General features: G+C 72.2%; 16 protein-coding genes and 1 pseudogene. 11 read left to right on the forward strand and 6 right to left on the reverse strand.

What is annotated here, in order from left to right:
* Positions 1-55: 55 nt before the first annotated feature.
* On the reverse strand, positions 56-601 hold the full coding sequence (gene def, locus ACFVFH_RS35135; RefSeq protein WP_383776854.1) for a peptide deformylase: 546 nt from the start codon (positions 599-601) through the stop codon (positions 56-58).
* Positions 602-715: 114 nt separating this feature from the next.
* Between def and ACFVFH_RS35140 the strand changes: the two genes are divergently transcribed.
* From ACFVFH_RS35140 to ACFVFH_RS35165, 6 genes and pseudogenes are all read left to right on the forward strand, one after another.
* Positions 716-1,954, forward strand: coding sequence for a MurT ligase domain-containing protein (locus ACFVFH_RS35140; RefSeq protein ID WP_383776856.1), 1,239 nt, complete (start codon positions 716-718; stop codon positions 1,952-1,954).
* A gap of 34 nt (positions 1,955-1,988) precedes the next feature.
* Positions 1,989-2,717 carry a type 1 glutamine amidotransferase gene (locus ACFVFH_RS35145; RefSeq protein ID WP_383213016.1) on the forward strand — a complete coding sequence of 243 codons (729 nt, stop codon included), beginning with the start codon at positions 1,989-1,991 and terminating at the stop codon, positions 2,715-2,717.
* Between the two features lie 170 nt (positions 2,718-2,887).
* Positions 2,888-3,916, forward strand: coding sequence for a 6-phosphofructokinase (locus tag ACFVFH_RS35150; protein ID WP_383776859.1), 1,029 nt, complete (start codon positions 2,888-2,890; stop codon positions 3,914-3,916).
* Between the two features lie 111 nt (positions 3,917-4,027).
* Complete coding sequence (locus ACFVFH_RS35155) at positions 4,028-4,978, forward strand: cytochrome c oxidase assembly protein (protein WP_383776862.1); 951 nt, start codon at positions 4,028-4,030, stop codon at positions 4,976-4,978.
* A gap of 66 nt (positions 4,979-5,044) precedes the next feature.
* Entirely contained in the window at positions 5,045-5,203 is a 159-nt protein-coding gene (locus tag ACFVFH_RS35160) for a hypothetical protein (RefSeq protein ID WP_383776864.1), read from the forward strand.
* Between the two features lie 412 nt (positions 5,204-5,615).
* Positions 5,616-6,977, forward strand: a pseudogene (locus tag ACFVFH_RS35165) (glycoside hydrolase family 6 protein); the annotation flags it as partial.
* A gap of 99 nt (positions 6,978-7,076) precedes the next feature.
* Here the strand turns inward: ACFVFH_RS35165 and ACFVFH_RS35170 are convergent.
* Positions 7,077-8,675, reverse strand: coding sequence for an alkaline phosphatase D family protein (locus ACFVFH_RS35170; protein ID WP_383776866.1), 1,599 nt, complete (start codon positions 8,673-8,675; stop codon positions 7,077-7,079).
* Positions 8,676-8,988: 313 nt separating this feature from the next.
* Here ACFVFH_RS35170 and ACFVFH_RS35175 point away from each other — a divergent pair, with 313 nt between their 5' ends.
* The 5 genes from ACFVFH_RS35175 to ACFVFH_RS35195 are packed head-to-tail and all read left to right on the forward strand — an operon-like array spanning position 8,989 to position 19,089.
* On the forward strand, positions 8,989-11,862 hold the full coding sequence (locus ACFVFH_RS35175; protein ID WP_383776869.1) for a family 78 glycoside hydrolase catalytic domain: 2,874 nt from the start codon (positions 8,989-8,991) through the stop codon (positions 11,860-11,862).
* On the forward strand, positions 11,859-13,163 hold the full coding sequence (locus ACFVFH_RS35180) for an extracellular solute-binding protein (protein ID WP_383776871.1): 1,305 nt from the start codon (positions 11,859-11,861) through the stop codon (positions 13,161-13,163). Before ACFVFH_RS35175 ends, ACFVFH_RS35180 begins: the two co-directional genes overlap by 4 nt.
* A complete protein-coding gene (locus ACFVFH_RS35185) occupies positions 13,160-14,122 on the forward strand; it encodes a carbohydrate ABC transporter permease (protein WP_383776874.1) in 963 nt (320 codons plus the stop codon). Before ACFVFH_RS35180 ends, ACFVFH_RS35185 begins: the two co-directional genes overlap by 4 nt.
* Positions 14,119-15,021: a carbohydrate ABC transporter permease gene (locus ACFVFH_RS35190; protein ID WP_383776877.1), complete on the forward strand. Its 903-nt coding sequence runs from the start codon at positions 14,119-14,121 to the stop codon at positions 15,019-15,021. Before ACFVFH_RS35185 ends, ACFVFH_RS35190 begins: the two co-directional genes overlap by 4 nt.
* A 9-nt stretch (positions 15,022-15,030) precedes the next feature.
* Positions 15,031-19,089 carry a hypothetical protein gene (locus ACFVFH_RS35195; RefSeq protein WP_383776879.1) on the forward strand — a complete coding sequence of 1,353 codons (4,059 nt, stop codon included), beginning with the start codon at positions 15,031-15,033 and terminating at the stop codon, positions 19,087-19,089.
* A 73-nt stretch (positions 19,090-19,162) separates the two neighbouring features.
* Here ACFVFH_RS35195 and ACFVFH_RS35200 read toward each other — a convergent pair whose 3' ends face one another.
* Genes ACFVFH_RS35200 through ACFVFH_RS35215 form a run of 4 tightly spaced genes read right to left on the reverse strand, consistent with a single transcriptional unit; the run spans position 19,163 to position 25,174 of the window.
* Positions 19,163-21,367, reverse strand: coding sequence for a trehalase family glycosidase (locus ACFVFH_RS35200; protein WP_383776881.1), 2,205 nt, complete (start codon positions 21,365-21,367; stop codon positions 19,163-19,165).
* On the reverse strand, positions 21,364-23,397 hold the full coding sequence (locus ACFVFH_RS35205) for a beta-galactosidase (protein ID WP_383776883.1): 2,034 nt from the start codon (positions 23,395-23,397) through the stop codon (positions 21,364-21,366). The genes ACFVFH_RS35200 and ACFVFH_RS35205 overlap by 4 nt, the downstream gene beginning before the upstream one ends.
* Positions 23,394-24,251 (reverse strand): carbohydrate ABC transporter permease, encoded by an 858-nt coding sequence (locus ACFVFH_RS35210; protein WP_383776886.1) that lies wholly within the window; start codon positions 24,249-24,251, stop codon positions 23,394-23,396. The genes ACFVFH_RS35205 and ACFVFH_RS35210 overlap by 4 nt, the downstream gene beginning before the upstream one ends.
* Positions 24,248-25,174, reverse strand: coding sequence for a carbohydrate ABC transporter permease (locus tag ACFVFH_RS35215; RefSeq protein ID WP_383776889.1), 927 nt, complete (start codon positions 25,172-25,174; stop codon positions 24,248-24,250). The genes ACFVFH_RS35210 and ACFVFH_RS35215 overlap by 4 nt, the downstream gene beginning before the upstream one ends.
* Positions 25,175-25,177 lie beyond the last annotated feature (3 nt).

Consider the following 25,177-nt stretch of genomic DNA (forward strand, 5'->3'; position numbering starts at 1 on the left):
GCCCCGGATTCTGAGGCACCGGGGCCGCCCGGCCGGTCGCCGGCCGCGGGAGCGGTCAGCCGGTGCGCGCCCAGGGCGCCCGGCGGGCCGCGCGCAGCGCCCTCCTGCGGCGCAGCCCGGTCAACCGGTCCGTGTAGACCGTGCCTTCGAGGTGGTCGCACTCGTGCTGGAGGCACCGCGCGAAGAAGCCCGTGCCGGTGACCCGGACCGGTTCGCCGTCGACGGTGAGGCCCTCGACGACGGCCCGGTCGAACCTCGGGGTGCCCGCTTCGAGGCCGGGCAGCGAGAGACAGCCCTCCGGACCGCGTACGGTGATGCCGTCGGCCTCGACGAGCCTCGGGTTGACGAGATGGCCGAGGTGGCGGACGTCCTCGTCGTCCGGGCAGTCGTAGACGAACACCCGCAGCGGAACGCCGATCTGGTTGGCCGCGAGGCCGACACCCTCGGCCGCGTACATGGTGGCGTACATGTCCTCGACGAGCCGGGCGAGCGAGGGCCCGAAGTCGGTGACGGGTTCGCAGCTGCCGTGCAGCACCGGATCGCCGAGCAGGCTCATGGCGCGAATCAGTCCGGAACTGCCGGGGATCGGGCGGTTTCGCATGGCCGCAATCGTACGTTCCACGCGACCTCCACCTTCCCGGCGGTGCCAGGGTGCGGCCGCCGCGCCGGACATCGATAGGCTGGGCGTGGACCGATGCAAGGAGGATCTAGGACGATGGCAGGCAACACGGAGCCGCTGTCGCCGCGGGCCAAGCTGGCCGTGACGGCGGGCAAGGCCGCGGCGGCGGTGTCACGCGCCGCAGGGCGCGGCAGCGGATCGGTGATCGGCGGCCGGGTGGCGCTCAAGCTCGACCCCGACCTGCTGGGGCGGCTGGCGCAGCACCTGGACGTGATCCTCGTGTCGGCGACGAACGGCAAGACGACGACGACCCGGCTGATCGCCGAGGCGCTGCGGGCCGCGGGCCCGGTGGTGTCGAACGCGCTCGGCGCCAACATGCCGGCGGGCATCACCTCGGCGCTGGCGGGCGGTTCGGACGCGCAGTACGGCGTGATCGAGGTCGACGAGAAGTACCTCGCCGGGGTCGCGCGCGACACGACGCCCAAGGTGATCGCGCTGCTCAACCTCTCCCGCGACCAGCTGGACCGCGCGGCGGAGACCCGGATGCTGGCGGAGAAGTGGCGTGAGGGGCTGTCCGGCTCGAAGGCCGTGATCGTCGCGAACGCCGACGACCCGCTGATCGTCTGGGCCGCTTCCTCCTCCCCCAATGTGGTGTGGGTCGCGGCCGGACAGGCGTGGAAGGACGACGCCTGGTCCTGCCCCGCCTGCGGCGGTGTGATGCAGCGCCCCGGCGACGACTGGTTCTGCGGCGAGTGCGGATTCCGCAGGCCCGCCCCCAGCTGGGTCCTGCACGGCGACTACGTCCTGGACCCGCACGGTTCGGCGTGGCCGATCCACCTCCAGCTGCCCGGCCGCGCCAACAAGGCCAACGCCACCAGCTCCGCCGCCGTGGCCGCCGTCTTCGGGGTGCCGCCGCAGGTCGCGCTGGAGCGGATGTACCAGGTGCAGGCCGTCGCGGGCCGCTACGACGTGGTCTCCTTCCTCGGCCGTGAGATGCGGCTGCTGCTGGCGAAGAACCCCGCGGGCTGGCTGGAGACGTTCTCCCTGATCGACCCGCCGCCCACGCCGGTGATCCTCTCCGTCAACGCCCGCGGCGCCGACGGCACGGACACCTCCTGGCTGTGGGACGTGGACTACACCCAGCTCGCCGGCCACCCGATCTTCGTGCTCGGCGACCGCAAGCTGGACCTGGCGGTCCGCCTCGAAGTGGCCGGACTCGACTTCCGGGTCTGCGAGAACCTCGACGAGGCCGTGCAGCAGTCCCCGCCCGGCCGCATCGAGGTCATCGCCAACTACACCGCCTTCCAGGATCTGCGCCGTCGTGTCGGCAACTGACCCCGGGCCCGGCCACCTCCGGAGAGGACGAAGCATGAGCAACAACGGTCTGCGTCTGGTCTGGGTCTACCCCGACCTCCTCAGCACCTACGGCGACCAGGGCAACGCGCTGGTGGTGGAGCGCCGGGCCCGGCAGCGCGGTCTCGACGTGCAGCGCGTCGACGTGCGCAGCGACCAGCCGATCCCGACGTCCGGCGACATCTATCTGATCGGCGGCGGCGAGGACCGGCCGCAGCGGCTGGCCGCGGAGCGGCTGCGCCGCGACGGCGGGCTCAGCCGGGCCGCGTCGAACGGCGCGATCATCTTCTCGGTCTGCGCCGGCTACCAGATCCTCGGCCATGAGTTCATCAACGACCTCGGCGAGCGCGAGCCCGGCCTCGGGCTGCTCGACGTGGTCTCCACCCGTGGCGAGGGGGCCCGGTGCGTCGGTGACGTCCTGGCCGACATCGACCCCCAGCTCGGCCTGCCGCCGCTGACCGGTTTCGAGAACCACCAGGGCGTCACCCATCTCGGACCGACGGCACGGCCGTTCGCCCGGGTGCAGTTCGGCCGGGGCAACGGCACGGGCGACGGCACCGAGGGCGCGTACAACGACACCGTCTTCGGTACGTACATGCACGGCCCGGTGATGGCGCGCAACCCGCACATCGCGGACCTGCTGCTGAAGCTGGCCCTCGATGTGAACGCGCTGCCGCCGACGGACGACCGCTGGTACGAGGCGCTGCGCGCCGAGCGCATCGCCGCGGCCACGCAGCCCGCCTGACGGGACGCCCGGCATCCGGCGATCAGATGCCCCCGCGTTCGCTCCTCTGAGCGGAGTCCAGCAGGCGGACGCCCGGTTCGGTCCCGCCACCCTGCGCCGGTAGGGTGGCGGGGATCCAACCGGACGACGTGGTCCGGTCGTCGGCCCACGTTGCAAAGGTTTCCCGGGCAATGCGAATTGGTGTGCTCACCTCCGGCGGCGACTGCCCCGGCCTCAACGCCGTCATCCGTTCCGTCGTGCACCGGGCGGTGGTCGACCACGGCGACGAGGTCATCGGCTTCCACGACGGGTGGAAGGGTCTCCTGGAGTGCGACTACCGCAAGCTCGACCTCGACGCGGTCGGCGGCATCCTCGCCCGGGGCGGTACGATCCTCGGCTCCTCCCGGGTCCAGCCCGCCCATCTGCGCGGCGGGGTGGAACAGGCCAGGGGCCATGTCGCGGATCTCGGTCTCGACGCGATCATCCCGATCGGCGGCGAGGGCACGCTGAAGGCGGCCAATCTGCTCTCCGAGGCGGGTCTGCCGATCGTCGGCGTACCGAAGACCATCGACAACGACATCGCCTCCACGGACGTGACCTTCGGTTTCGACACCGCCGTCGGTGTCGCGACGGAGGCGCTCGACCGGCTGAAGACGACCGCCGAGTCGCACCAGCGGGTGCTGATCGTCGAGGTCATGGGCCGTCACACCGGCTGGATCGCCCTGCACTCGGGCATGGCGGCCGGTGCGCACGCCATCGTCGTGCCGGAGCGCCCGTTCGACATCGACGAGCTGACCGAGGTGGTCGGGCAGCGCTTCTCGGCCGGCAAGAAGTTCGCCATCGTGGTGGTGGCCGAGGGCGCCAAGCCCCGCGAGGGCTCCTCCATGGAGATCGAGCAGGGCACCAAGGACATCTACGGGCACGAGCGGTTCGCCGGCCTGGCCACGCGGCTCTCCAGCGAGCTGGAGCGGCGCCTCGGCAAGGAGGCCCGCCCGGTGATCCTCGGCCATGTGCAGCGCGGCGGCACGCCGACCGCGTACGACCGGGTGCTCGCCACCCGTTTCGGCTGGCACGCGGTGGAGGCCGCGCATCGCGGTGAGTTCGGCATGATGACGGCGCTGCGCGGCACGGACATCGTGATGGTCCCGCTGGGGCGGGCCGTGGAGACCCTGAAGACCGTTCCGGCCGAGCGGTACGCCGAGGCCGAGTGCGTGCTCTGAGCGACACCCCGTCCGACGAACCGCCCCCGGTCGCAGCTGCGACCGGGGGCGGTTCTAGTCTGGTCGGGACAACCGGCACGAAACGGGGACGTCCCCAGCAGGAGTGAACAGATGGATCACAGCGGGCACGGCATGGACATGGACCTGCCGCCGTTCACGCTGGGACGTGGGCTCCAATTCTCCGCGGACCCGTTCTTCCTCATCGGCTGCGTCCTCGCCATCGGCCTGTACGCGTACGCCGTGCTGAGGCTGCGCAGACGCGGGGACGGCTGGCCGCCCGGCCGGATCGTGTTCTTCGTCGTCGGGGTGCTGAGCATCGCCCTGGTGATGTGCACCAAGCTCAACGACTACGGCATGGTCATGTTCAGCGTGCACATGGTGCAGCACATGGTGATCAGCATGCTGTCGCCGATCCTGCTGCTGCTGGGTGCTCCGGTGACCCTGGCGCTGCGTGCGCTGCCGGTCGCGGGCCGTGGCCGCACCGGTCCGCGTGAGCTGCTGCTCAAGCTGCTGCACAGCCGGTACATGAAGATCATCACCCATCCGGTCTTCACGATCCCGCTCTTCATCGCCAGCCTGTACGGGCTGTACTTCACCCCGCTCTTCGACTTCCTGATGGGCTCGAAGACCGGTCACATCGCGATGATGGTGCACTTCCTCGCGGTCGGCCTGGTGTTCTTCTGGCCGATCATGGGCGTCGACCCGGGGCCGCACCGGCCCGGCTATGTGATGCGGATGCTGGAGCTGTTCGCCGGGATGCCGTTCCACGCCTTCTTCGGTATCGCGCTGATGATGGCGACGACGCCGATAGTGGGGACGTACCAGCACCCGCCGGCCTCGCTGGGCATCGACGCGCTGAGCGACCAGGGCTGGGCGGGCGGCATCGCCTGGGCCTTCAGCGAGATTCCGTCGGTGCTGGTGCTGATCGCGCTGGTCTTCCAGTGGTACCGCTCCGAGCAGCGGACGGCGAAGCGCTCCGACCGCGCGGCCGACCGGGACGGTGACCAGGAGTTGCAGGCGTACAACGCCTATCTCGCCTCATTGCAGGCGCGCGGGCAGTAGCGGTGGAGCCGCCTCAGGGGTGACGATGGCACCCACGGCCGCACGGCCGGTGAGGAGGGTGCGGGCATGTCCGGATCCACGAAGACCATGGGAGTGCTCACGCTGGCGGCCCTGGTCGTGGTCACCGCGTACACGGTGGCACTGGGGAGCAGCGGCTGGCTCTGGTTCGGCTGGGTGGTGCTCGGCCTGATCACCCTGGGGATGGCGGCGACGCGCCAGTCCTGAGCACCGGCCCCCGCCGGACTTCCGGCCGGGAAAGCGAACGCGGCCGAAGCCCCCTCCGTCCGTCGACGGAGGGGGCTTCGGCCGTTCCACGCCGATTCAACTCTTGACAGGTGCGCGTCACTACGCCACCTTGGGAGCGCTCCCACAGTCAAGAGTCGCACACAGGGACGGTCGTGCGTCCGGCTGCCGGAGCGTTCCTGAAGGCCGGGTTCCGCCATGGCGGAGCCCGTTCCGCACCATGCGCACTCCGCTCATCGCCCGGTACTTCCCCCCACCACGCCGCACCGGTGGTCACCCCCCACGCAGGGGGCCCGGTGCGGGGCAGCGCACCCCGAGCCGCTGCCCCGGCACACCACATCCCGAGGCCCATGGACCGACCGCCCACGGGCACCCGAGAACACCTGGAGCCGCAATGAGAAGGACAGGCACCACTTCGCGCGGGACACGCCGAAGGCTCGCCGCGCTCTGCGCCCTCGCACTGGGCGCGGCACTGACCGTCGCCGTTCCCACACCGGCGTCGGCAGCCGCCCGGGTCGACAATCCCTACGCGGGCGCCACCCCCTACGTGAACCCCGACTGGTCCGCCAGGGCCGCCGCCGAACCGGGCGGCGGAACCATCGCCGACGAGCCCTCGTTCGTCTGGATGGACCGCATCGCGGCCATCGCGGGCACGGCGGACGCACGCGGGCTGCGCGCCCATCTCGACACGGCACTGGCGCAGGGGGCCGACCTGTTCCAGGTGGTCGTCTACGACCTGCCGGGACGCGACTGCGCCGCGCTGGCCTCCAACGGCGAGCTCGGAGCCACGGAGATCGACCGGTACAAGCACGAGTACATCGACCCCATCGCCGCCATCCTCGCCGACCCGGCCTACTCCGGGCTGCGCATCGTCACCCTCATCGAGCCGGACTCGCTGCCGAACCTGGTGACCAACGCCGGCGGCTCGGACGGCTCCACCGATGCCTGCGCGACCATGAAGGCGAACGGCAATTACGAGAAGGGCGTCGGCTACGCCCTGCACACCCTGGGCGCGATTCCCAACGTCTACAACTACGTCGATGCCGCACACCACGGCTGGCTCGGCTGGGACTCCAATTTCGTGCCGGCGGCGCAGGAGTTCAAGAAGGCCGCGACCACGGAGGGAGCGACGGTCTCCGACGTCCACGGTTTCATCGTCAACACGGCCAACTATTCGGCCCTGAAGGAGCCCTACGTAAGGATCACGGACACGGTGAACGGCACGACGGTGCGCCAGTCCAAGTGGGTGGACTGGAACTACTACGTCGACGAGCTGTCGTTCGCCCAGGCGCTGCGCACCGAACTGGTGAGCCAGGGCTTCGCCCCGGACCTCGGCATGCTGATCGACACCGCGCGCAACGGCTGGGGCGGCTCGGCCCGGCCCACCGGCGCGGGGCCGCTGACCGGGGTGGACGCCTATGTCGACGGCGGCCGGGTGGACCGGCGCATCCATGCCGGCAACTGGTGCAACCAGAGCGGCGCGGGGATCGGCGAACGGCCGACCGCCGCTCCCGAGCCCGGCATCGATGCGTACGTCTGGGCCAAGCCGCCGGGCGAGTCGGACGGCAACAGCCAGCCCGTCGACAACGACGAGGGCAAGGGCTTCGACCGGATGTGCGACCCGACGTACACCGGGAACGGCCGCAACGGCTACAACCCGTCCGGGGCCCTGCCGGGCGCCCCGCTCGCCGGTCACTGGTTCTCGGCGCAGTTCCAGGAGCTGGTGCGCAACGCCTACCCGCCACTGAACGGCGGGAGCGCCTGACCCCCGCGCACCGCTCTCCGGTCGGTGGTGACACGCCCGGACACGGATCGCCCCCTGTCGCTCCCGCGGCAGGGGGCGGCGCGCGTTTGCTCAGGCCCGCTGGAGCCCCGGGTGACCCGCCTCGGTCACATAGGAGGTCCGGGTCGAGACGGGCGCGCCGGGGTTGGTGACGTAGGGGAGGACCCGGAAGTCGGCTCGGCACCGCTCCCGGGTCAGTGAACAGCGTACGTAGCCGCGCTGGAAGTTGGTGAACTCGATGTGGTCGTTGGCGGCGAGCAGCTTGGCGCCGGAGGGGTCCAGGTCCATTCCGTCCTTGGTGGTGGAGATGGACGAGCCGACGAACTCGACGCCGAGCGTCGGCGATCCCGGGTCGTCGAAGTCCTGCTTGAGGTTGGCGGCGAGGTGGCGGTGCATGTCTCCGGTGAGGACGACGGGGTTGCTCACGCTGCGGTCGGTGAGCTCCTTGAACAGCCGTCGGCGGGCGTCCACGTAGCCGTCCCAGAAGTCCATCACGAAGGCCTGGCCGGGGCCCGGGTCGGTGTCGACCTGGGTCACGGGGATCTGCTGGGAGATCATGTTCCACGTCGTGTCGGAGCGCCCCAGGCCGCGGTACAGCCACTGCTCCTGCTCGGGCCCGAGGATGGTGCGACCGCGCGTCAGCCGTTCGTCGCAGCCGCTCCTGGTGCCGTCGCCGCAGGGCTGGTCGTCGCGGAAGAGGCGGGTGTCGAGGATGTGGAAGGTGGCCATCCGCCCATAGCGCAGCCGGCGGTACATCCGGGCCTGGAAACCGTGCGGCTTGTTCGGCAGCCGCAGCGGCAGGTGTTCGTAGTACGCCTGGAAGGCGGCCGCCGCGCGTGCGCGGAAGACGGCCGGGTCCTGGTCGGGTTCGTCGTCCGCCTTGGACTTGTCCCCCGCCCAGTTGTCCTCGACCTCGTGGTCGTCCCAGACCAGGGCGAACGGGTGGGCCTGGTGGGCGGCGATCAGGTCGGGGTCGAAGCGGTGGAGGGCGTGGCGGTTGCGGTACTGGACGAGGTTCATCGGCTCGGGCCGCAGTTCTGCCGCGACGGGAACGTTGCGTACGCCGCCCATGGCGTCGATGGCGTTCTCGTAGATGTAGTCGCCGAGGTGCAGGACCAGGTCGACGTCCTCCTCCGCGAGGTGCCGGTAGGCGGTGTAGAAGCCCTCGAACCACGCCTGGCAGGAGACGAAGGCGAAGTCGAGCTCCTTGGGCCGGCTGGTCGGCGGGGGTGCGGTGCGGGTCCGGCCGACGGGGCTCTGCACGCCGCCGGCCCGGAAGCGGTAGTAGTAGTGCCGGCCGGGCTGGAGCCCGGAGACCTCGACATGGACGGAGTGGGCGAGTTCGGGGACCGCGCGGGTGCGTCCCCGGCGTACGACGGAGCGGAAGCGGTCGTCGCGGGCCACCTCCCACTGCACGTCGACGGCGTACGGCGGCATGCCGCCGCCTCCGTCGGGCGCGAGGGGCTGCGGGGCCAGTCGGGTCCACAGCACGACCCCGTCCGGCCACGGGTCGCCGGACGCCACCCCCAGGGTGAACGGGTTCTCGCGGAAGGGCGCGTCACCCCAGGCCCTGCCCGCCGACAGTCCGGCCGCGGCCAGGGCCATCCCGGCCGTCCCGCCGAGCATCAACCGTCTTCCGAACACTCCAGTACCACCTGACCCACTGTTCATTTGCATGAAACTCGTCCCTTCGTCGAACGGAATTCCGTCCGGTACGAGGTGGGATCGGCGCGTGATTTCACGCCCGTCCATGTGGTAATCACAGCGTGAATATCACAGGGGAATCATGGGCCACAAGACTGCCCATGCATGACCATTTTGCCGTTCACAGGCGCTTAGTTGGGGATACACCGACCATTTTCACCATGGCCGACGACAGACCGGCACCACCCTTGACACCCCCTGGAGCTGCTCATAGTCTCCACGCCACAGAATTAACGTTAGATTTCACATCGGGAAATTCGGTACGACGGAAGGACGTGCTGTGTCCGGTTCCCCGGCAGCGGGTGTACCCGCCCGCCATCCCGCCGAGGGCCGGACGGCGGGCCGTCCTGGCGTCCGGACCCTGCGGCCGTACGCGCTGCGCTGCGAGCACCGCACCACCCCGCTGGGCATCGACGGACCCGCGCCCCGGCTGTCCTGGCGGCTGGCCTCCGGCCTCCGGGGGGACGACCCGGTGGCGTACCGGGTCCGGGTGGCCGAGCACGCCGGGGAGCTGGAGGACGGCGGCCGTCCTCTCTGGGACACCGGCCGGGTCGCCGATCCCGGCGCGACGGCCGTCGACTACGCGGGGCCGCCGCTCCCCGGCCGTACCCGCTTCCACTGGCGGGTCTCGGTGTGGCCGGCCGGACCGGACGCGCCCGCCGAGGCCGACTCCTGGTTCGAGACCGGTTTCACCCGGGCGGAGGAGTGGCGGGCGGTGTGGATCTCCCGGGGCCCGTGCCCGGTCGACGTCATGGACGCCCCCACCGAGGGCGAGTTCGCGCTCGACGACCACGGGCTCGCCCCGTGTCCGCTGCTGCGCCGCTCCTTCACGGCGCCCGCCGGTGCCCGGGGCCGCGTCCATGTCAGCGCACGCGGTCTGTACGAGCTGCGGCTCAACGGCGAGCGGGTCGGTGACGCCGAACTGGCCCCCGGCTGGACCGACTACCGCCGCCGCGTCCAGTACCAGACGTACGACGTCGGCGCCCTGCTGCGGGACGGCGAGAACGTCCTCGCGGCCACCGTCGCCGACGGCTGGTGGAGCGGCTTCGTGGGCTTCGAACCGCGCCGGGCCGGGGCGCACTACGGTTCGTCCCCGCAGTTCCTGGCCGAACTCCACCTGACCGGGCCGGACGGCCGGAGCTCCGTGGTCGCCACCGACGGGACCTGGCGGACCGGGACGGGCGCGATCCGACACGCCGATCTACTGAAGGGCGAATGCCACGATCTGCGGCATGCCGTCGACGGCTGGGAGCTGCCCGGTTTCGACGACTCCGGCTGGCCCGGGGCGCTGGTCGCAGAGACCGATCACCGCCTGCTGGTGGCATCGGCCGACGAACCCGTCCGGGCGATGACCGAGCTGCGGCCGTGCTCGGTCGAACGTGTGCTGCCCGGCACCCATGTCGTCGACTTCGGCCAGAACCTCGCCGGGCGCGTCCGGCTGCGTGTCCGTCGGCTCGCCGCCGGGGCCCGGGTGGTGATCCGGCACGCCGAGGTGCTGGACGGGTCGGGGCGGCTGTACACGGCCAATCTGCGCACCGCCGCCGCGACCGATGTGCTCGTCGGGGACGGCCGCGAGCACATCGTGTTCGAGCCGCGCTTCACGTACCACGGGTTCCGGTACGCGGAGATCACCGGTGTGCCCGAGCTGTCCGGGTCGGACGTCGTCGCCGTGGCGCTGCACAGCGACACCCCGTGGGCCGGGGAGTTCGACTGCTCGGACGCGGAGCTGAGACGGCTCCACGACTGTGTGGCGTGGGGGCAGCGCTCGAACTTCGTCAGCGTGCCCACCGACTGCCCGCAGCGCGACGAGCGGCTCGGCTGGCTGGCCGACGCGCAGGTCTTCCTCCCGACGGCCGCGCTCAACGCGGACGTCGCCGCGTTCTTCACCAAGTGGCTGCGCGACGTGGACGACGCCCGCACTCCGGAGGGCGGATTCACCAACGTCGCCCCGCGTCTCGTGGGCGTGGACGACGAGGGCGCGCCCGGCTGGGCCGACGCGGGAGTGATCATTCCGTGGCATCTGTACCGGGTCTACGACGATCCCCGGTTCCTCGCCCGGTCCCTGGAGGCCATGTGCGCCTGGGTCGATCTGATCCACCGCCACAATCCGGACCTGGTCTGGCGCCACCGGGTCGGCCCGCACTTCTCCGACTGGCTCGCTCCGGGCACCCCCACTCCCCGGGAGGTCGTCGCCACCGCGTACTTCGCGCACAGTGCCCGGCTCACCGCACGGGCCGCTGAGGTCCTGGGGCGAACGGATGCCGGGGAGCGCCACCACCGGCTGGCCGACGACATCCGCCGTACGTTCGCCGAGCGCTTCGTCACCGCCGAGGAGTCCGGGGACGGGCTCTCGGTGCGCATCGCGGGCGACACCCAGACGGGTTATCTCCTCGCGCTCGCCTTCGAACTGCTGCCCGCCGCCCTCGTCGACGCCGCCGCCCGCCGGCTCGCGGCGCTCATCGAGTCGGCCGGGCCCGCCCTGCTCACGGGTTTCCTCGGGGTGGCGCTCGCCGCGCCCGTCCTCGATGCCCATGGCCGTGCCGATCTCGCCCACGCGCTGCTGCTCCGCGACGAGGTGCCGTCGTGGCGGTTCCCGCTGCGGCACGGCGCCACGACCGTCTGGGAGCGCTGGGACGGGTGGACGCCGGGTGCCGGATTCCGGGCACCGTCGATGAACTCGTTCAACCACTACGCGCTCGGCTCGGTCGGCGAGTGGCTCTACCGCGGTGTCGCCGGCCTGGACCAGACGCCGGATTCCACGGGCTACCGGAAGCTGAGGATCCGGCCGCGCCCCGGCGGCCTGCGCCACGCGAGCGCCCGTTACGAGTCGGTCCGCGGCACCGTGACGGTGACCTGGGAGCGGCACGACGGGCGGATCGCGCTGCGGATCCTGGTGCCGCCCGGCGCCACCGCCGAGGTGTACCTGCCGACCACGGACCCCGGTTCGGTCCGTGAGTCGGGGGTGGTGCCGCGCCCGGACGACCCCCACGTCGGGTTCGTCTCGGCCGGCTCCGACCACGTGCTGTACCGGGTGTCCTCGGGCGCCTACCGCTTCACCGCGGCCCATCCCCCGGTGGACGGCCCGGGCCGACGCCCATCGGAACCGGCGGCGAAACCTTCGTTCGCCCGTTCGTACGAGGAGGACACACCATGACGACGGGTTCTCGCTCCCGGCCGGACCGAAGAACACTCGGCCGCCGGGGATTACTCCGGATCGGCGGCGGGGCCGCGGCGCTCGCCGCCCTCTCCCCCGTACTGGCGGCCTGCTCGGGCTCCGGCGGTTCCGGCAAGCTGCGACTCGTCGGCGTCGCCGACCAGCAGAAGCCGGTGGAGGAGCTGGTCGCCCTCTACCGCACATCGCACCCCGACGCGGAGTTCGCCACCTCCTTCGCGCCCACGGACCAGGTGCAGACGGTGCTGCGCACCCAGCTCGCCGGTGGCAACGCCCCGGATGTGCACGTGCTCTACCCCGGCAGCGGCAGCGCCATGTCCATGGTCGAGCTGGCGAAGACCGGGCTGCTCGCCGACCTCAGCGAGCAGCCGTGGACCAAGGAAGTGCCGTCGAACTTCCACCCGGCCTACCGGCACGAAGGAAAAACGTATCTCTACTCGGCCGGCAGCAGTGTCATCGGCGCCATCCACAACAAGAAGGTCTTCGCCGGGGCCGGAGTCGAGCCGCCCAGGACATGGCGGGAACTCCTCGACGTCTGTGCGAAGTTGAAGGCCAGGGGCACCATCCCGATCGCGCTCGGCACCCAGACGCCCTGGGTCACCCAGCTGATCACCTACGCCCTGGTCCCCAACGCCGTCTACGCGAAGAACCCCGGGTTCGACGCCGAGATGGCCTCCGGGAAGGCGCGCTTCCGGGACTCGGGGTGGGCCGACGCGATGGGCAAGTACCAGGAGCTGCAACGCCGGGGCTACTTCAACGAGAACCCCAACGGGACGACGTACGAGCAGCAGACCTCGATGGTCGCGAGCGGCAGGGCGGCGATGGCCGTCCAGGTCTCCGCGGTGCTCGCCAACTTCCGCCAGGCCGCGCGGAACCCGGACGACCTCGGCATGTTCCCGTTCCCCGGCGGCGACGACGCCGCGAACCTGTGGATCCCGGCGGGCATCGTCGTCGGACTCGGGATCTCGGCCCGGTCCAAGAAGCCGGCCGCGGCGAAGGAGTTCCTCGCATTCCTCGGGGAACAGCGGAACGTCGACCGCTGGGCGCGGTCCGTGGCCGCGATCCCGTTCAAGCGCGACGCCACCACGAGGACCGACCCGGCCCTCGACGGCTTCCTGCCCCTCATCGACGACGGCCGGGCCGTCCCCTTCATGGACCAGAGCTGGCCCAACGCCGAGGTGCAGCCCGCCCATTTCGCCGCCGTGCAGGACCTCCTCGCGGGCAAGACGGATGTCGACGGCGCCCTGGGACAGATGGACGAGGCCTACGGGAAGCAGTCGTGACCAGCACCTTCGAGAAGACCGTCCCCGGCCCGGCGGGCAGGGCCGCGGGCGAGCCGGGCACCGGCCGCGCCGGACGGGCCCGGCACCGCGACCACACCGTCCCGCCCCGGCTCTTCGTCGTGCCCGCGCTGATCGTCTACGGCATCGTCGTGCTCTACCCGAGCCTCGCCGGGGTGATGTACGCCTTCACCGACTGGTCCGGCATCGGCGGCTTCTCCTTCACCGGCACGGACAACTTCCGCGCCCTGCTCCACGACAGCCGGGCCCTGGAGTCCGTCGGCAACACCCTGCTCCTCACCCTCGCCGTGGTCGTCGTGCAGAACGGCATCGGCCTGCTGCTCGCGCTCGGCGTCCACACCGGCATCAGGTCGCGGGCGGTGCTGCGGCTGGTGTTCTTCGCACCGGCCGTGGTCAGCCCCGTCATGGTCGCCATCCTCTGGAAGTACGTCTACAACCCGGAGAACGGCGCCGGTCTCAACGGCCTCCTCGGCGCGGTCGGGCTCGGCGGACTGCGCCAGGACTGGCTCGGCAATCCGTCGCTCGCCCTGTGGTCCGTCGCGGCGATGGTCGTGTGGCAGTACGCGGGCTACTCGATGGTGGTCTTCCTGGCCGGGCTCCAGGGGGTGCCCGCCGAACTCCACGAGGCCGCCCGGATCGACGGGGCGGGCTCCTGGCAGCGGTTCCGCTACGTCACCTGGCCGCTCCTGGCCCCGGCGCTGACGATCAATCTGATGCTGTCGACGATCGGCGGCCTCAAGCTCTTCGACCAGGTCTACGCCGCCACCAACGGCGGACCGGGCACCTCCAGCGAGACGCTGTCGACCGTCCTGTACAAGGAGGCGTTCGTCTACGGGAAGTTCGGCTACAGCACCGCCGTGGCCCTGGTCCTCGCGCTGTTCGTGGCCGCGGTCTCGCTGGTACAGCTCCGCTATCTGCGTGCGAGGGAGGTCACCGCGTGACTGCCACAACGGCCCGCGGCCCGGCGGAGAAGAAGCCGGGCCGCACGGGGCGCGGACCGAAGCCGGGGCGCACGAGGCGCGGAACGGACTACGGGCGGTACGCCCTCGAACTGCTCATGCCCGCCGTCGCCGTCGTCTTCCTGTTCCCGGTGTACGCCCTGGTGACGCTGGCACTGAAGGACCCCCGGCAGATCTCCGAATCGCCCCTCTCGCTGCCCTCGCCGCCCACCTTCGCCAACTTCGGCGACGCCTGGTCCTCCGCGTCGCTGGGGCCCGCCCTGCTCAACAGCACGGTCATCACGGCCGTCAGCCTGCTGCTGCTCGTCGTCCTCGGCTCCACGGGGGCCTACTACCTCGCCCGCTGCGCCCGCGGCCTGGGCTACGGGCTGTACATCCTGTTCCTGCTGGGGATCGTGCTGCCGTTCCAGCTCGGCATGATCCCGCTCTACCGGCTCGTCGACGACCTCGGCTGGCTCGGCACGTACCAGGGCATGGTGCTCTTCTACACCGGGATCCAGCTGCCGTTCACGGTCTTCCTGTACACCGGGTTCATCCGCGCCCTGCCGCAGGACTACGCGCAGGCCGCGCTGATCGACGGCTGCGACCACCGGCAGGCGTTCACCCGGATCGTGTTCCCGCTGCTCCGCCCCATCACCGGCACCGTGATCATCCTGAACGCGGTGTTCGTCTGGAACGACTTCTTCACCCCCCTGCTGTATCTGGGCGGATCCGACAAGGAGACCGTGCCGGTCGGCATCTTCGCGTTCGTCGGCCAGTACGTCTCGGACTACGGACTCGTCTTCGCCGGGCTGGTGCTCGCCGCGCTGCCGGTCCTGATCGTCTTCGTGGTGCTCCAGCGCTATGTGATCAAGGGCTTCGCAGGCGGTCTCAAGGGCTGAGGAGCCTCCATGACGCACCCGGCACATCCACTCCTCCCGGCGAGCGTCGCGGCGGTCCTCGCCGCGCCGCCGCGCGCCTTCTCGCCCGTCGCCCTGTGGTGGTGGAGCGGGGAGCGGCTGGACCGGGCCCGGCTGCGGGCGCAGCTGGAGCGCTTCACGCAGGGCGGGGTGCACCAGCTGGTGATCATCGGCCTGGCGCCTTCGGGGCCGCTGTTCGGCTCCGACGCCGACGACCCGCCGTTCTTCTCCGAGGAGTGGTGGGCGCTGCTCGACGAGGTGTGCGACGACGCCCGCGCGCTGGGCGTCGGCCTCTGGTTCTACGATCAGCTCGGCTTCTCCGGCGCCGATCTGCAGGCGCGCCTGGTCGACGAGCGGCCCGCCCACGGGGGCCGCCGGCTCGACCGGACGCGGGCCGTGGTGGATTCCTCGACGAACCGGCCCGGCGAGCTGCGGTGTCCGCCGGACGGCCGGCCGCTCGCGGGCAGCGCCGAACCGCTCGACGGCGACGGCCAAAGCCTCGGCCCCGCGGTCCCGGTTCCGGTGGCCGAAAGGGTCGTCCAAGCGCCCGGTCCCGGCCGCTGGCGACTGACGCTCCATCATCACCGGGCGTCCGGCTTCGACCATCTCGGCGTCGGGGCCTGTGCGGCGCTGCTGGACCGGGTGCACGGGGAGTTCGAGCGCCGGCTCGGCGACCGGCTCGGGTCCGTCGTCGTCGGCTCCTTCCAGGACGAGCTGCCCGCCCTGCCCACCTGGTCCACCGGTTTCGCCGACGCCTTCCGTCGCCTTCGCGGGTACGACATCACCGGGCGGCTCGACGCCCTGTACGAGGACTGCGCCGATCCGGACGTCCACGAGGTGCGCCGCGACTACCACCTCACCCGTGCCGAGCTGGCCGAGGAGGCGTTCTTCCGGCCGCTGGCCGCCTGGCACGAACGACACGGGATGCTCGTCGGCTGCGATCAGCAGGACCCCGCGCGCGCCGGGCACCCGGTCGCGGGCGTGGAGCTGTATGCCGACTACCCGCGGACCCACCGCTGGTTCTCCGCGCCCGGCTCCGACCACCACGGGGACGCCCGCGTCCACTCCTCGCTGGCCCATCTCCACGGCCGCCCCCGGGTCTGGGTCGAGGCCTTCCACTCCACCGGCTGGGGCGGCACGCCGGAGGAGACCTTCGACTGGCTGCTCCCGTGGCTGCGGGCCGGTGCCACGCTCTACAACCCGCACGCCGTCTACTACACGACCAAGGGCGGCTGGTGGGAGTGGGCGCCGCCCGCGACCGACTGGCGCCAGCCGTACTGGCGCCACCACCGCGTCCTCGCCGACGCCGTGACCCGGCTGTGCGCGATTCTGAGCCTCGGCCACCATCTGTGCGACATCGCGGTCCTGCTGCCCACGACCACCGCTCAGGCGGGCGCCGCCCTGGACGGTGTCGGTGACGCGGCGGCCCGTGCCCAGTCGGTGTATCTGGAGCTCGTCGGGGACATGACCTGGTTCCGCACCCGGCCGGGTGTCCTGGACCGGCTCGGCCTGGACGCCGATGTGATCGACGACGCCTCCGTGGCCCGTTCCCGCGTCTCGCGGCTCGACGACGGTGTGCGGCTGCGGGTCGCGGACGAGGCGTACACCACCGTCGTGCTGCCCTCGTGCACCGTCCTGGAACGGGAGACGGCGCGGCGGCTGGTCGCGTTCGCCCGCGCCGGTGGGCGGCTGATCGCGCTGGGCGCGCTTCCCGAGCGGCTGGTCGGCCCCGGTACGGAGACCCCGGCCGGGCTGCGGGCGTGCTTCGCGGACGGCCGGGCCGTGCACCTCCCCTCGACGGACGATCCGGATGGTGTGCTCGCCGCCGCTCTCGCCGGTGCGCAGCCGGTCGTCCGCGCCCCGGTGCCCGCGCTCGCGCGGCGCGTGGACGGCGCCACGGTGGTGTTCCTGACCGCCGGATCCCCCCGGGCGACGCGTGCGGCCGTCGCCGCTCCCGACGAGCGGGGCGCCGCCCTGGGCTGGCTGGACGCCCGCTACGACTTCGACCCCGGCCGCCACGCCCGGCAGGCCCGGGTGCGGGTGCGGGACGTGCGGGGCCCGGCCGTTCTGGTGGACCCGTTCGGCGGCGCTCCCCGGACGCTGCCGGTGCGGCCCGCCGCCGACGACGCGCGGGCCTTCGAGGTCGACGTCCCCTTCGACACGGGACCGGCGGCCGTCCTGGTCTTCCCCGCCCGCGACCGGGGAGCGTCCGCTCCCGCTGCGCGGGGCCCCGCACCGGGCACCACCGTCGTGGAGGTCCCACCGGACGCGGAGTGGGACATGGAGCTGGTGCCGACGCTCGACGACACCTGGGGCGATTTCGCCCGCCCCGCGACCGGTCCGCCGGCCGGCCCGCCCGTCACCGAGTGCCGGACCTTCGGGCACCGGGTGGAGGCGCCCGGTGAGGACGGGGTCCGGGACGGCTGGGCCGCGCCCCGCGGTGCCGGGCCTCCGGCGCGGGCGACGGTGCACGCGACGTTCGGCCCGCGCGCGACCGTGCTCCGCGAGGGGCCCGGCGGGGGCGACGGCCCCTCGGTGCTCGTCTGGTCGCAGACGCTGGGCATCCACAAGGACCCGGTGCATCGCGCGGTGCTGGGGCCGAAGGGCCGTGTGCCGGAGGAGTTCGTGCTCCTCGGCCCCGCCGCCGCCGGAGAAACGGTGCGGCTGCGGGTGGCGACGCACCTCGACGCGCCCTTCGACGGACACCTCGCGATCGGGGCCGCGGCGGCCAAACGGGCCCGGCTCGACGGCGCGGCCGTGCCGCTCGACGACGGGGGCCACCTCGCGCTGGGTCCGGTACGGGCCACGGCCGGAGTCCATCTGCTCGAAGTGGAGCTGACGCCCGATCAGGACCTCGTACTGCGGGCACACCTGGCGCTCGTCCGCGACCCGGGGCGCTACCGGCGCCCGGAGTGGATCCAGGCACCCGCGACGATGGGCACGACGCTGCGGCTGTCCGCGCTCCCCGCCCGTGCCGTCGTCCAGGTGGCCTCCCGGGTGCCGTGCGTGCTGCGGGTGAACGGGAGGGCCGTGGGCAGACAGGGCGGTTTCGACCCGTACGCCGCGCACGCGGTGCCCCGGGTGCGGCGGCACGACGTGGTGGCGGCCCTGCGCGCGGGGGACAACGACATCACCGTCGAGACATCCGGTGACGGCGAGCACGCGGTCCTGGTCGACGGGGTCCTCGACGACGCGCACGGCGGGCGGATCGCGGTGCTGCACAGTGGTGCGCACTGGTGGGCCGAGGGGGCGCGGGGGCGAGGGCCGGTCGGGGTGCGCCGCGAGCCGGTGGGCGATCCCGCCGCGCTGTTCCTGCGCCGCCGCCCCCATCCGCTGCCGGGTGCCGCGTGGCTGGACCCCGGGGCCGACGACGGCGCGGTGGTGCCGGTGCGGTTCGCGGTTCCGGGGAGCAGCGGCGGTGTGGAGTGGCTGTGGTGCGAACTCCCGCCCGGGGCGCTCCGTTTGACGGTTCCGGTGCACGGCGGGGTGACCGTCCATGTGGACGGCTCCGAGTGCCCCGCCACCGTGGGCGCCGCCGACGCTCTGGGGGCGCGCACCGTGACCGCCGTTCTGCCGCCCGCCGTTCGCGGCGGGCCGCGGACCGTGGCGCTGCGGGTCCGCACGCGCCCCGGTCACGAGGGCGGTGCCGCGCTGGCGGGGCCGCTGCGGTGCACGGTGGGCCCGGGTCGGATCCGGCTCGGTGACTGGGAGCGCCGGGGTCTGGCCGAGTACAGCGGAGGGGTGCGGTACGGCCGTGTGGTGGACGTGCCCGCCGGTGCCGCGTCGGGTCCGCTGTGGCTGGACCTCGGACGGGTCCGGGGCACGGCCGAGGTGCGGGTCGGGGGCGCCGGGGCGGGGGTGCGGGTGTGTTCCCCGTACGTGTTCGATCTGACGGGTCTGGTGGTGCCCGGGGCCAATTCCGTGGAGGTCACCGTGTTCGGGACGCTGGCGCCCCGGCTGGACGCGACGAGCCCGACCCCTTTCGTCCTCGCCGGGCAGCGGGTCAGCGGCCTGCTGGGGCCGGTGCGGCTGCGCACCGGGCGGGTGTGACGGACGGGGCGGTGCGGGGACGCGTGCGGGGGCAGCCGCCCCGTCCGGGGCCGGGACGGCTGCCGCCCGGCTGCTATCTGCCGCCCGTCAGCATCGGCAGCAGCAGCGCCGCGGACCAGCTGAAGTTGGGCGAGTTGAGCGGCGCGCCGGTCGTCGGGTCGTAGTTCTCCATGATCGGTCCGTCGCCCGCGAGCCCCGACGCATGGGCGAGGAGCCGGTCCGTCAGGGCGTCCGCGTCCTTGCCGTAGCCGTAACGGCGCAGGCCGCCGAGGGCGTAGTAGGCCTGGTCGAACCAGACGGGGCCGCGCCAGTAGGCCGTCGGCGAGAAGTAGGGGGAGCTCTTCGACACGGTCGGGAAGGGAACGGCCGTGGCGAACTCGGCCGGGTCCGTCAGCTTCCCGCGCACGGCGCGGGCCTGTGCGGCGGACGCCGTGCCCGTCCACAGCGGGACCGCGCCCTCGATGCCGCGGCCGCGGTCCGTGAGCGGGGCTCCGGTGCCGAGCGCGGTGTCGTGGAACCAGCCGTCGGCGGGGTCGTACATCGTCGTGCGGACGGCGGTGGAGGTGGCGGTGGAGCGCCGCTTCCAGTGCTCGGCGTCGGCGCCTCGGCCGAGCGCGCCCGCGATGCGCGCCAGGTAGCCCTGGTCGGCGGCGAGATAGGAGTTCAGGTCCACGGACTCCTGGTCGAGGGAGTAGCCGAGAAGCGTTCCGTCGGCGGCCCTGTTGGCGACGGTGCCGGTGCCGAGGGTGGCGTCGAAGCGGGGCGCGTTGTCCATGCCGCTCTCCCAGGCGGCGGCGAGGCGTCGTTCCTCGGGTGAGTCGTTGGCCGGGTCGACGGTGGCGCCGTACTCGGCGAGGCCGTTGTGGTCGTGATCCCGGTTGCGGTACCACCAGGCCTGGTACGCGGCGAGCTTCGGGTACATCTCGCGCAGGAAGGACCGGTCCCCGGTCTTCGCGTACACCTCCCACACGGCCCAGGCGGCGAGCGGGGGCTTGGAGTTGCGCTCGTTCCAGTTGCCGCCGCCGCGTGCGGGGTCGTTGTAGAAGATGGCGTCGGGGATCATCCCGGCGTCCTGGGGGCGGGTCGTGGAGTCCGGCCGGATCTGCCAGTCGAACATGGCGCGGATCTGTGACTCCGCCAGCTCGGGGGCGAAGCAGGCGGTGCCGACGGCCTGTTTCCAGGTGTCCCAGGCCCAGATGCCCCCGGTGAACCACTTGTAGGAGATCGACGGGGTGATCCCGTCGTGCTTGATCCGCCCGGCCGCGCTGCGCCAGTTGGTGACGAGGGTCTCCAGGGACTTCACGGCCGTGCGCCGCCGGTCGGCGGGTACGCCCCGGGTCACCCCGGCCACGTAGCCGCGCCAGCGCGCGTCGGCGGCGGACACGACGGACGCGGGGCGGGCCAGTACGTCGCGGGCCCTCGCCTTCTCCTTCGCACGCTCGGCGGTGGTGAAGGTGTAGGACTCGGTCCAGTCGAAGCTGTGCGCGCGGCCGGGCGCGAGGGTCACCGGGTCCGTGGCCTCGGTCCGGTAGGTGTCACCGTCCACCGTCGTGCGGACGCGGTCCTTGTGGGTGATCTCGAAACGTTCGGTGCCGTCGGTGAGGTAGTCCCAGGTCTCGCGGACCTTCGCGAAGTCGACGCCGACGCCGGAGCCGGTCGCGGTCAGCGACGGGGCATCGCGCATCGGCCGGTCGACCGGTCGCAGCAGGCTGCCCGTCCAGTCGGCGCCCAGGGTGCGGGGCGACCGGCCGGTGTTGCGGACCTCGGCCCTGACCAGGGCGGTGCGGTCGGTGGCGAAGCGGAGTTCCAGGGTGAGGCGCAGACCGCGGCCGAGGTCGTAGGACTGGCGGAGCAGGCCCGGGAGCGAGGTGAGGCGGGGTGCGCCGCCGCCGGCCAGGTCCAGGGCGCGGCCGTGTTCGGTGAGGCGGATGCGGCTGAAGGACTTGCTGAGCCACCAGGGGTACTCCTGGGCGATGTACAGGGGCCCGGAGAAGCCGCCGTAGCCGTCCTTGTCACCGGCCTCGGGCAGGGCGTACGCGTGCCATGCCCCTTGGTCGGCGAAGACGTTGACGGGGTTGTTGTCCTCGTCGTCGCCGGGTTCCGCGGCGGCGGGGGTGCCGTGCAGGTCGAGGACGTCGGCGTACGCGGGCGGGGGCGCGGGGTGCCCGTGGGCGGTGGCCGTCTGCGGTGCGGCGAGGGCGCCGCCGACCAGGAGGAGCGCGGTCAGTGCGCCCAGCGGACGGTGCCCGGTCAGGTGTCGGTCTCTCCAGCGGGTCATTTCCCGGTCTCTCCAAGGGATTCGGTGGTGATGCGCAGGACTGCGGCGCCGAGCGGGCCGAGGGCGATCCGGTCGCGGACGGCGGTTCCGGTGAGCAGGTCGGTGCCGCCCGCGGCGAAGCGGCCGGTCAGTGGGGTGCTCGTGTCGTGGTCGCTGTGGTTGAGGACGAAGAGGTACGTGCCCCGCGCGCCGGAGCGCACGGTCGCCTCCACGCCCTCCGGGACGTCGAGCACGGGGCGTACGCCCGCCTCCCGCAGCGCCTTGTCGAGCACGGCGGCGATGCCGTCGCCGACGTGGGCGCTCGCGTACCACGCGGTCCCGGTGCCGTACGGGTGCCGGGTGACGGCGGGGCGGCCGGTCAGCTCACCGGCCGCGTACACGTCCACGACCTCGGTGTCCGGGGCCCCGGGCTCGATCCACTCGCTCCACAGGGTGGCCTCGGCCCCGGAGGCCAGGGGCACCGCCGCTCCGTCGGGGACCGGCCAGAACTCGTCGACGCAGACGCCGAGTACGTCGCGCAGCGGTCCCGGCGCGCCGCCGTCGTGGATGTGGTCGTGTTCGTCGACGACACCGCTGAAGGGGCCGCAGACGAGGTGGCCGCCGCCGCGTACATAGGCGGCGATGCGGGCGGCGTCCTCGGACCGCAGCAGGTGGAGACCGGGGGCCAGGACCGCCCGGTAGCCGGTCAGGTCGGCGTGCGGGGGTACGAAGTCGATGGTGACGGCGCGGGCGTGGAGCGCCGCGTACCAGGGGCGCAGGAGTTCGCGCCAGCGCATCCGCGCGGAGGGGTGGTCGTCGCCCTCCAGGGCCCACCAGGAGTCCCAGTCGTGGACGATCGCCACGTCCGCCGGGGTGGTGGCGCCGGTGAGCTCGCCGAGCCGGGCCAGTTCGGCGCCGAAGCGGACGGTCTCGCGCCAGCCCCGGGAGGCGGTGCCGCGGTGCGGGAGCAGTGCGCTGTGGTACTTCTCCGCCCCGGCGCGGGAGGCCCGCCACTGGAAGTACATGATGCCGTCGGCGCCGCGGGCCAGTGCCTGGAGGGACCAGAGGCGTTGCAGGCCGGGCTTCTTGGGGACGTTGACCGGTCGCCAGCTGACGGCGGAGGGCGCCTGTTCGAGCAGCAGCCAGGGACGGCCGCCCTTGAGGGAGCGCATCAGGTCGTAGTTGAGCGCGGCGTTGACATGGGCGCGCGGGTCGGCGGGGTCCGGGTAGGCGTCGTCGGAGACGAGGTCCTCGTGCTCGGCCCACTTCCAGTAGTCGAGCGCCCGGCACATGGACATGAAGTTGGTGGTGGCCGGGGTGCCGGGGCCGAGTTCCCGCAGTGCCTCGCGCTCGGCGCGGTGGCAGTCGAGGAGGGCGTCGGAGCAGAAGCGCCGCCAGTCCAGGAGCTGGGTCGGGTTGACGGGCCCGGGGGCGGTGCGCGGCGGTTCGATCTCCTCGTACGTGCTGTAGCGCTGGGACCAGAAGGCGGTGCCCCAGGCGTGGTTGAGGGCGTCGACCGTGCCGTAGCGGTCGGTGAGCCAGGTGCGGAAGTGGTCGGCGGAGCGGGCGCAGAAGCATTCGGTGACATGGTCGCCGTACTCGTTGTGGATGTGCCACAGCGCGAGGGCCGGGTGGTGTGCGTAGCGCTCGGCGAGGGCGCGGGTGAGCCGGAGCGCGGCGGCGCGGTACTCGGGCGAGGAGGGGCAGTAGTGCTGGCGCGAGCCGAATTCGAGGCGTACCCCGTCGGCGGTGACCGGCAGGATCTCCGGGTGGGCGCGCACCAGCCAGGCGGGGGGTGAGGCGGTCGCGGTGGCGAGGTCGACGGCGATCCCATGGGCGTGCAGCAGATCGAGGAGCCGGTCGAGCCAGTCGAAGTCCCAGGTGTCCGGGCCTGGTTGGAGCTTCACCCAGGAGAAGACGCCGACGGTCACCATGGTGACGCCCGCCTCGCGCATCAGCGCGGCGTCCTCGGCCCAGACGGACTCGGGCCACTGCTCGGGGTTGTAGTCGCCGCCGTAGAGGATGCCCGGGACGCGGGTCAGCCGGTTCATCCCTTCACCGCCCCGCCGAGGAGTCCGGCGACGAACTGCCGCTGGAAGAGCAGGAAGAGGAGCATCAGCGGGAGTGTGGCGAGGAGCGAGCCGAGCATCAGGCCCGAGTAGTCGACGTGGGAGAGCCCCGTGAGGGTGTTGAGCGCGACGGGCACGGTGTATTTGTCCTCGGAGTTCAGCATGAGCAGGGGCCAGATGAAGCTGTTCCACTGCGCCATGAACGTGAAGATGACCAGGGCGCCCAACTGCGGGCGCACACAGGGCAGTACGACCTGGTAGAAGGTGCGCAGCTCGCCGGAGCCGTCGATCCGGGCCGATTCGATCAGTTCGTCGGGGAAGTCGACGAAGCTCTGCCGCATCAGGAGGATGCCGAAGGAGTTCGCCAGGAACGGCAGGACCACCGCCTGGTACGAGTCGATCCAGCCGATGCTCGCCATCATCTGGAACAGCGGCACGAGCAGGACCTGGAACGGGATCATCATGGTGGCGAGCACGGCGCCGAGCAACAGCCCCCGGCCGCGGAAGCGGTACTTGGCGAGGCCGTAGCCGCACATGGCGGAGATCAGCGAGCTGAGCACGGTGTGGACGACGGCGATACCGGCGCTGTTGAGGAGGACCCGCCCGAAGCCGATGGTGTCCTGGAGCCGCACGAGATTGTCGAGCAGCCGGCCGCCGGGCAGGAACGGCGGCGGGGAGCGGAACAGCTCCGAGGTGGAGTGCGTCGCGGCGATCGCCATCCAGAGGAACGGCACCAGGCTGACGAGGGCACCGGCCGCGAGGAGGAGTCGGGTGAGGTACCGGCCGGCGCGCCGGGCCGGGTGGACGCGTACGGGGGCCTGCTGGAGAGCGGTCACCGGCGGCGCTCCCTTCCGAAGGCGACGTACTGGAGGGCGGAGATCGCGGCGATGAGGGCCACGACGACCCAGGCGATGGCGGCGGCGTAGCCGAAGTCGAGCTGCTGGAAGCCGACCTTGTAGAGGTAGACGACCGGGGTGAGGGTGGCGTCGTCGGGGCCGCCGCGAGTGAGGACGTAGTTCTCGTCGAAGAGCTGGAGGGTGCCGATGGTGGAGGTGATCACGCAGAACAGGACGACGGGGCGCAGCTGCGGAAGGATCACGCGCGTGTACGTGGACAGGGTGCCGGAGCCGTCGATCGCGGCCGCCTCGTACTGCTCCTTGCCGATGGACTGGAGTCCGGCGAGCAGGATGACGGCGTTGTACCCGGTCCAGCGCCAGGTCAGGGAGGCGATCAGGGAGACGCGGGCCCAGGTGGGGTTGTTGAGCCAGTCGACCCGGTCGATGCCGACGGCGCCGAGGATCTGGTTGACGAGGCCGCCGTCGGTCTTGAGGAGGACCTGGAAGACGACGGCGTACGCGACGAGCGTGGTGACGGCGGGCAGGAAGTAGACCGCGCGCCAGGTGCCGCGGAAGCGCAGCCAGGACTGGTTGAGCAGCACGGCGAGGACGAGCGCCAGGCCGATCATCACGGGGACCTGGACGACGAGGATGATCCCGGTGTTGAACAGGGACTCCAGGAACGCGGGGTCGCCGGCCATCCGCCGGTACTGGTCGAGTCCGGCCCAGTGGGTGGTTCCGGCGTCCTCGGTGGTGAAGCTCTGCAACAGGCTCGCGCCCAGCGGATAGGCGAAGAAGAGCGCGAAGAGGGCGGCCGCGGGTCCGGCGAAGATCCAGGCGGTGAGGCGCGGGCGTCCGCGGCGTGCCGGGGACGGGGCGCGGGCGGGGGCGACCGGCCGGTCGCGGGTGGTCTGGACGGCCATCGG

It is taken from the genome of Streptomyces sp. NPDC057697 (genome assembly GCF_042799335.1).
In the GTDB taxonomy this organism is placed as follows: Bacteria; Actinomycetota; Actinomycetes; order Streptomycetales; family Streptomycetaceae; genus Streptomyces.

Coding starts and splice junctions, on each gene's coding strand:
- ACFVFH_RS35150 (WP_383776859.1), top strand. CDS start 2,888: ATGCGAATTGGTGTGCTCACCTCCGGCGGCGACTGCCCCGGCCTCAAC.
- ACFVFH_RS35155 (WP_383776862.1), top strand. CDS start 4,028: ATGGATCACAGCGGGCACGGCATGGACATGGACCTGCCGCCGTTCACG.
- def (WP_383776854.1), bottom strand. CDS start 601: ATGCGAAACCGCCCGATCCCCGGCAGTTCCGGACTGATTCGCGCCATG.
- ACFVFH_RS35140 (WP_383776856.1), top strand. CDS start 716: ATGGCAGGCAACACGGAGCCGCTGTCGCCGCGGGCCAAGCTGGCCGTG.
- ACFVFH_RS35195 (WP_383776879.1), top strand. CDS start 15,031: ATGACGCACCCGGCACATCCACTCCTCCCGGCGAGCGTCGCGGCGGTC.
- ACFVFH_RS35170 (WP_383776866.1), bottom strand. CDS start 8,675: ATGAACAGTGGGTCAGGTGGTACTGGAGTGTTCGGAAGACGGTTGATG.
- ACFVFH_RS35160 (WP_383776864.1), top strand. CDS start 5,045: ATGTCCGGATCCACGAAGACCATGGGAGTGCTCACGCTGGCGGCCCTG.
- ACFVFH_RS35200 (WP_383776881.1), bottom strand. CDS start 21,367: ATGACCCGCTGGAGAGACCGACACCTGACCGGGCACCGTCCGCTGGGC.
- ACFVFH_RS35145 (WP_383213016.1), top strand. CDS start 1,989: ATGAGCAACAACGGTCTGCGTCTGGTCTGGGTCTACCCCGACCTCCTC.
- ACFVFH_RS35180 (WP_383776871.1), top strand. CDS start 11,859: ATGACGACGGGTTCTCGCTCCCGGCCGGACCGAAGAACACTCGGCCGC.
- ACFVFH_RS35215 (WP_383776889.1), bottom strand. CDS start 25,174: ATGGCCGTCCAGACCACCCGCGACCGGCCGGTCGCCCCCGCCCGCGCC.
- ACFVFH_RS35205 (WP_383776883.1), bottom strand. CDS start 23,397: ATGAACCGGCTGACCCGCGTCCCGGGCATCCTCTACGGCGGCGACTAC.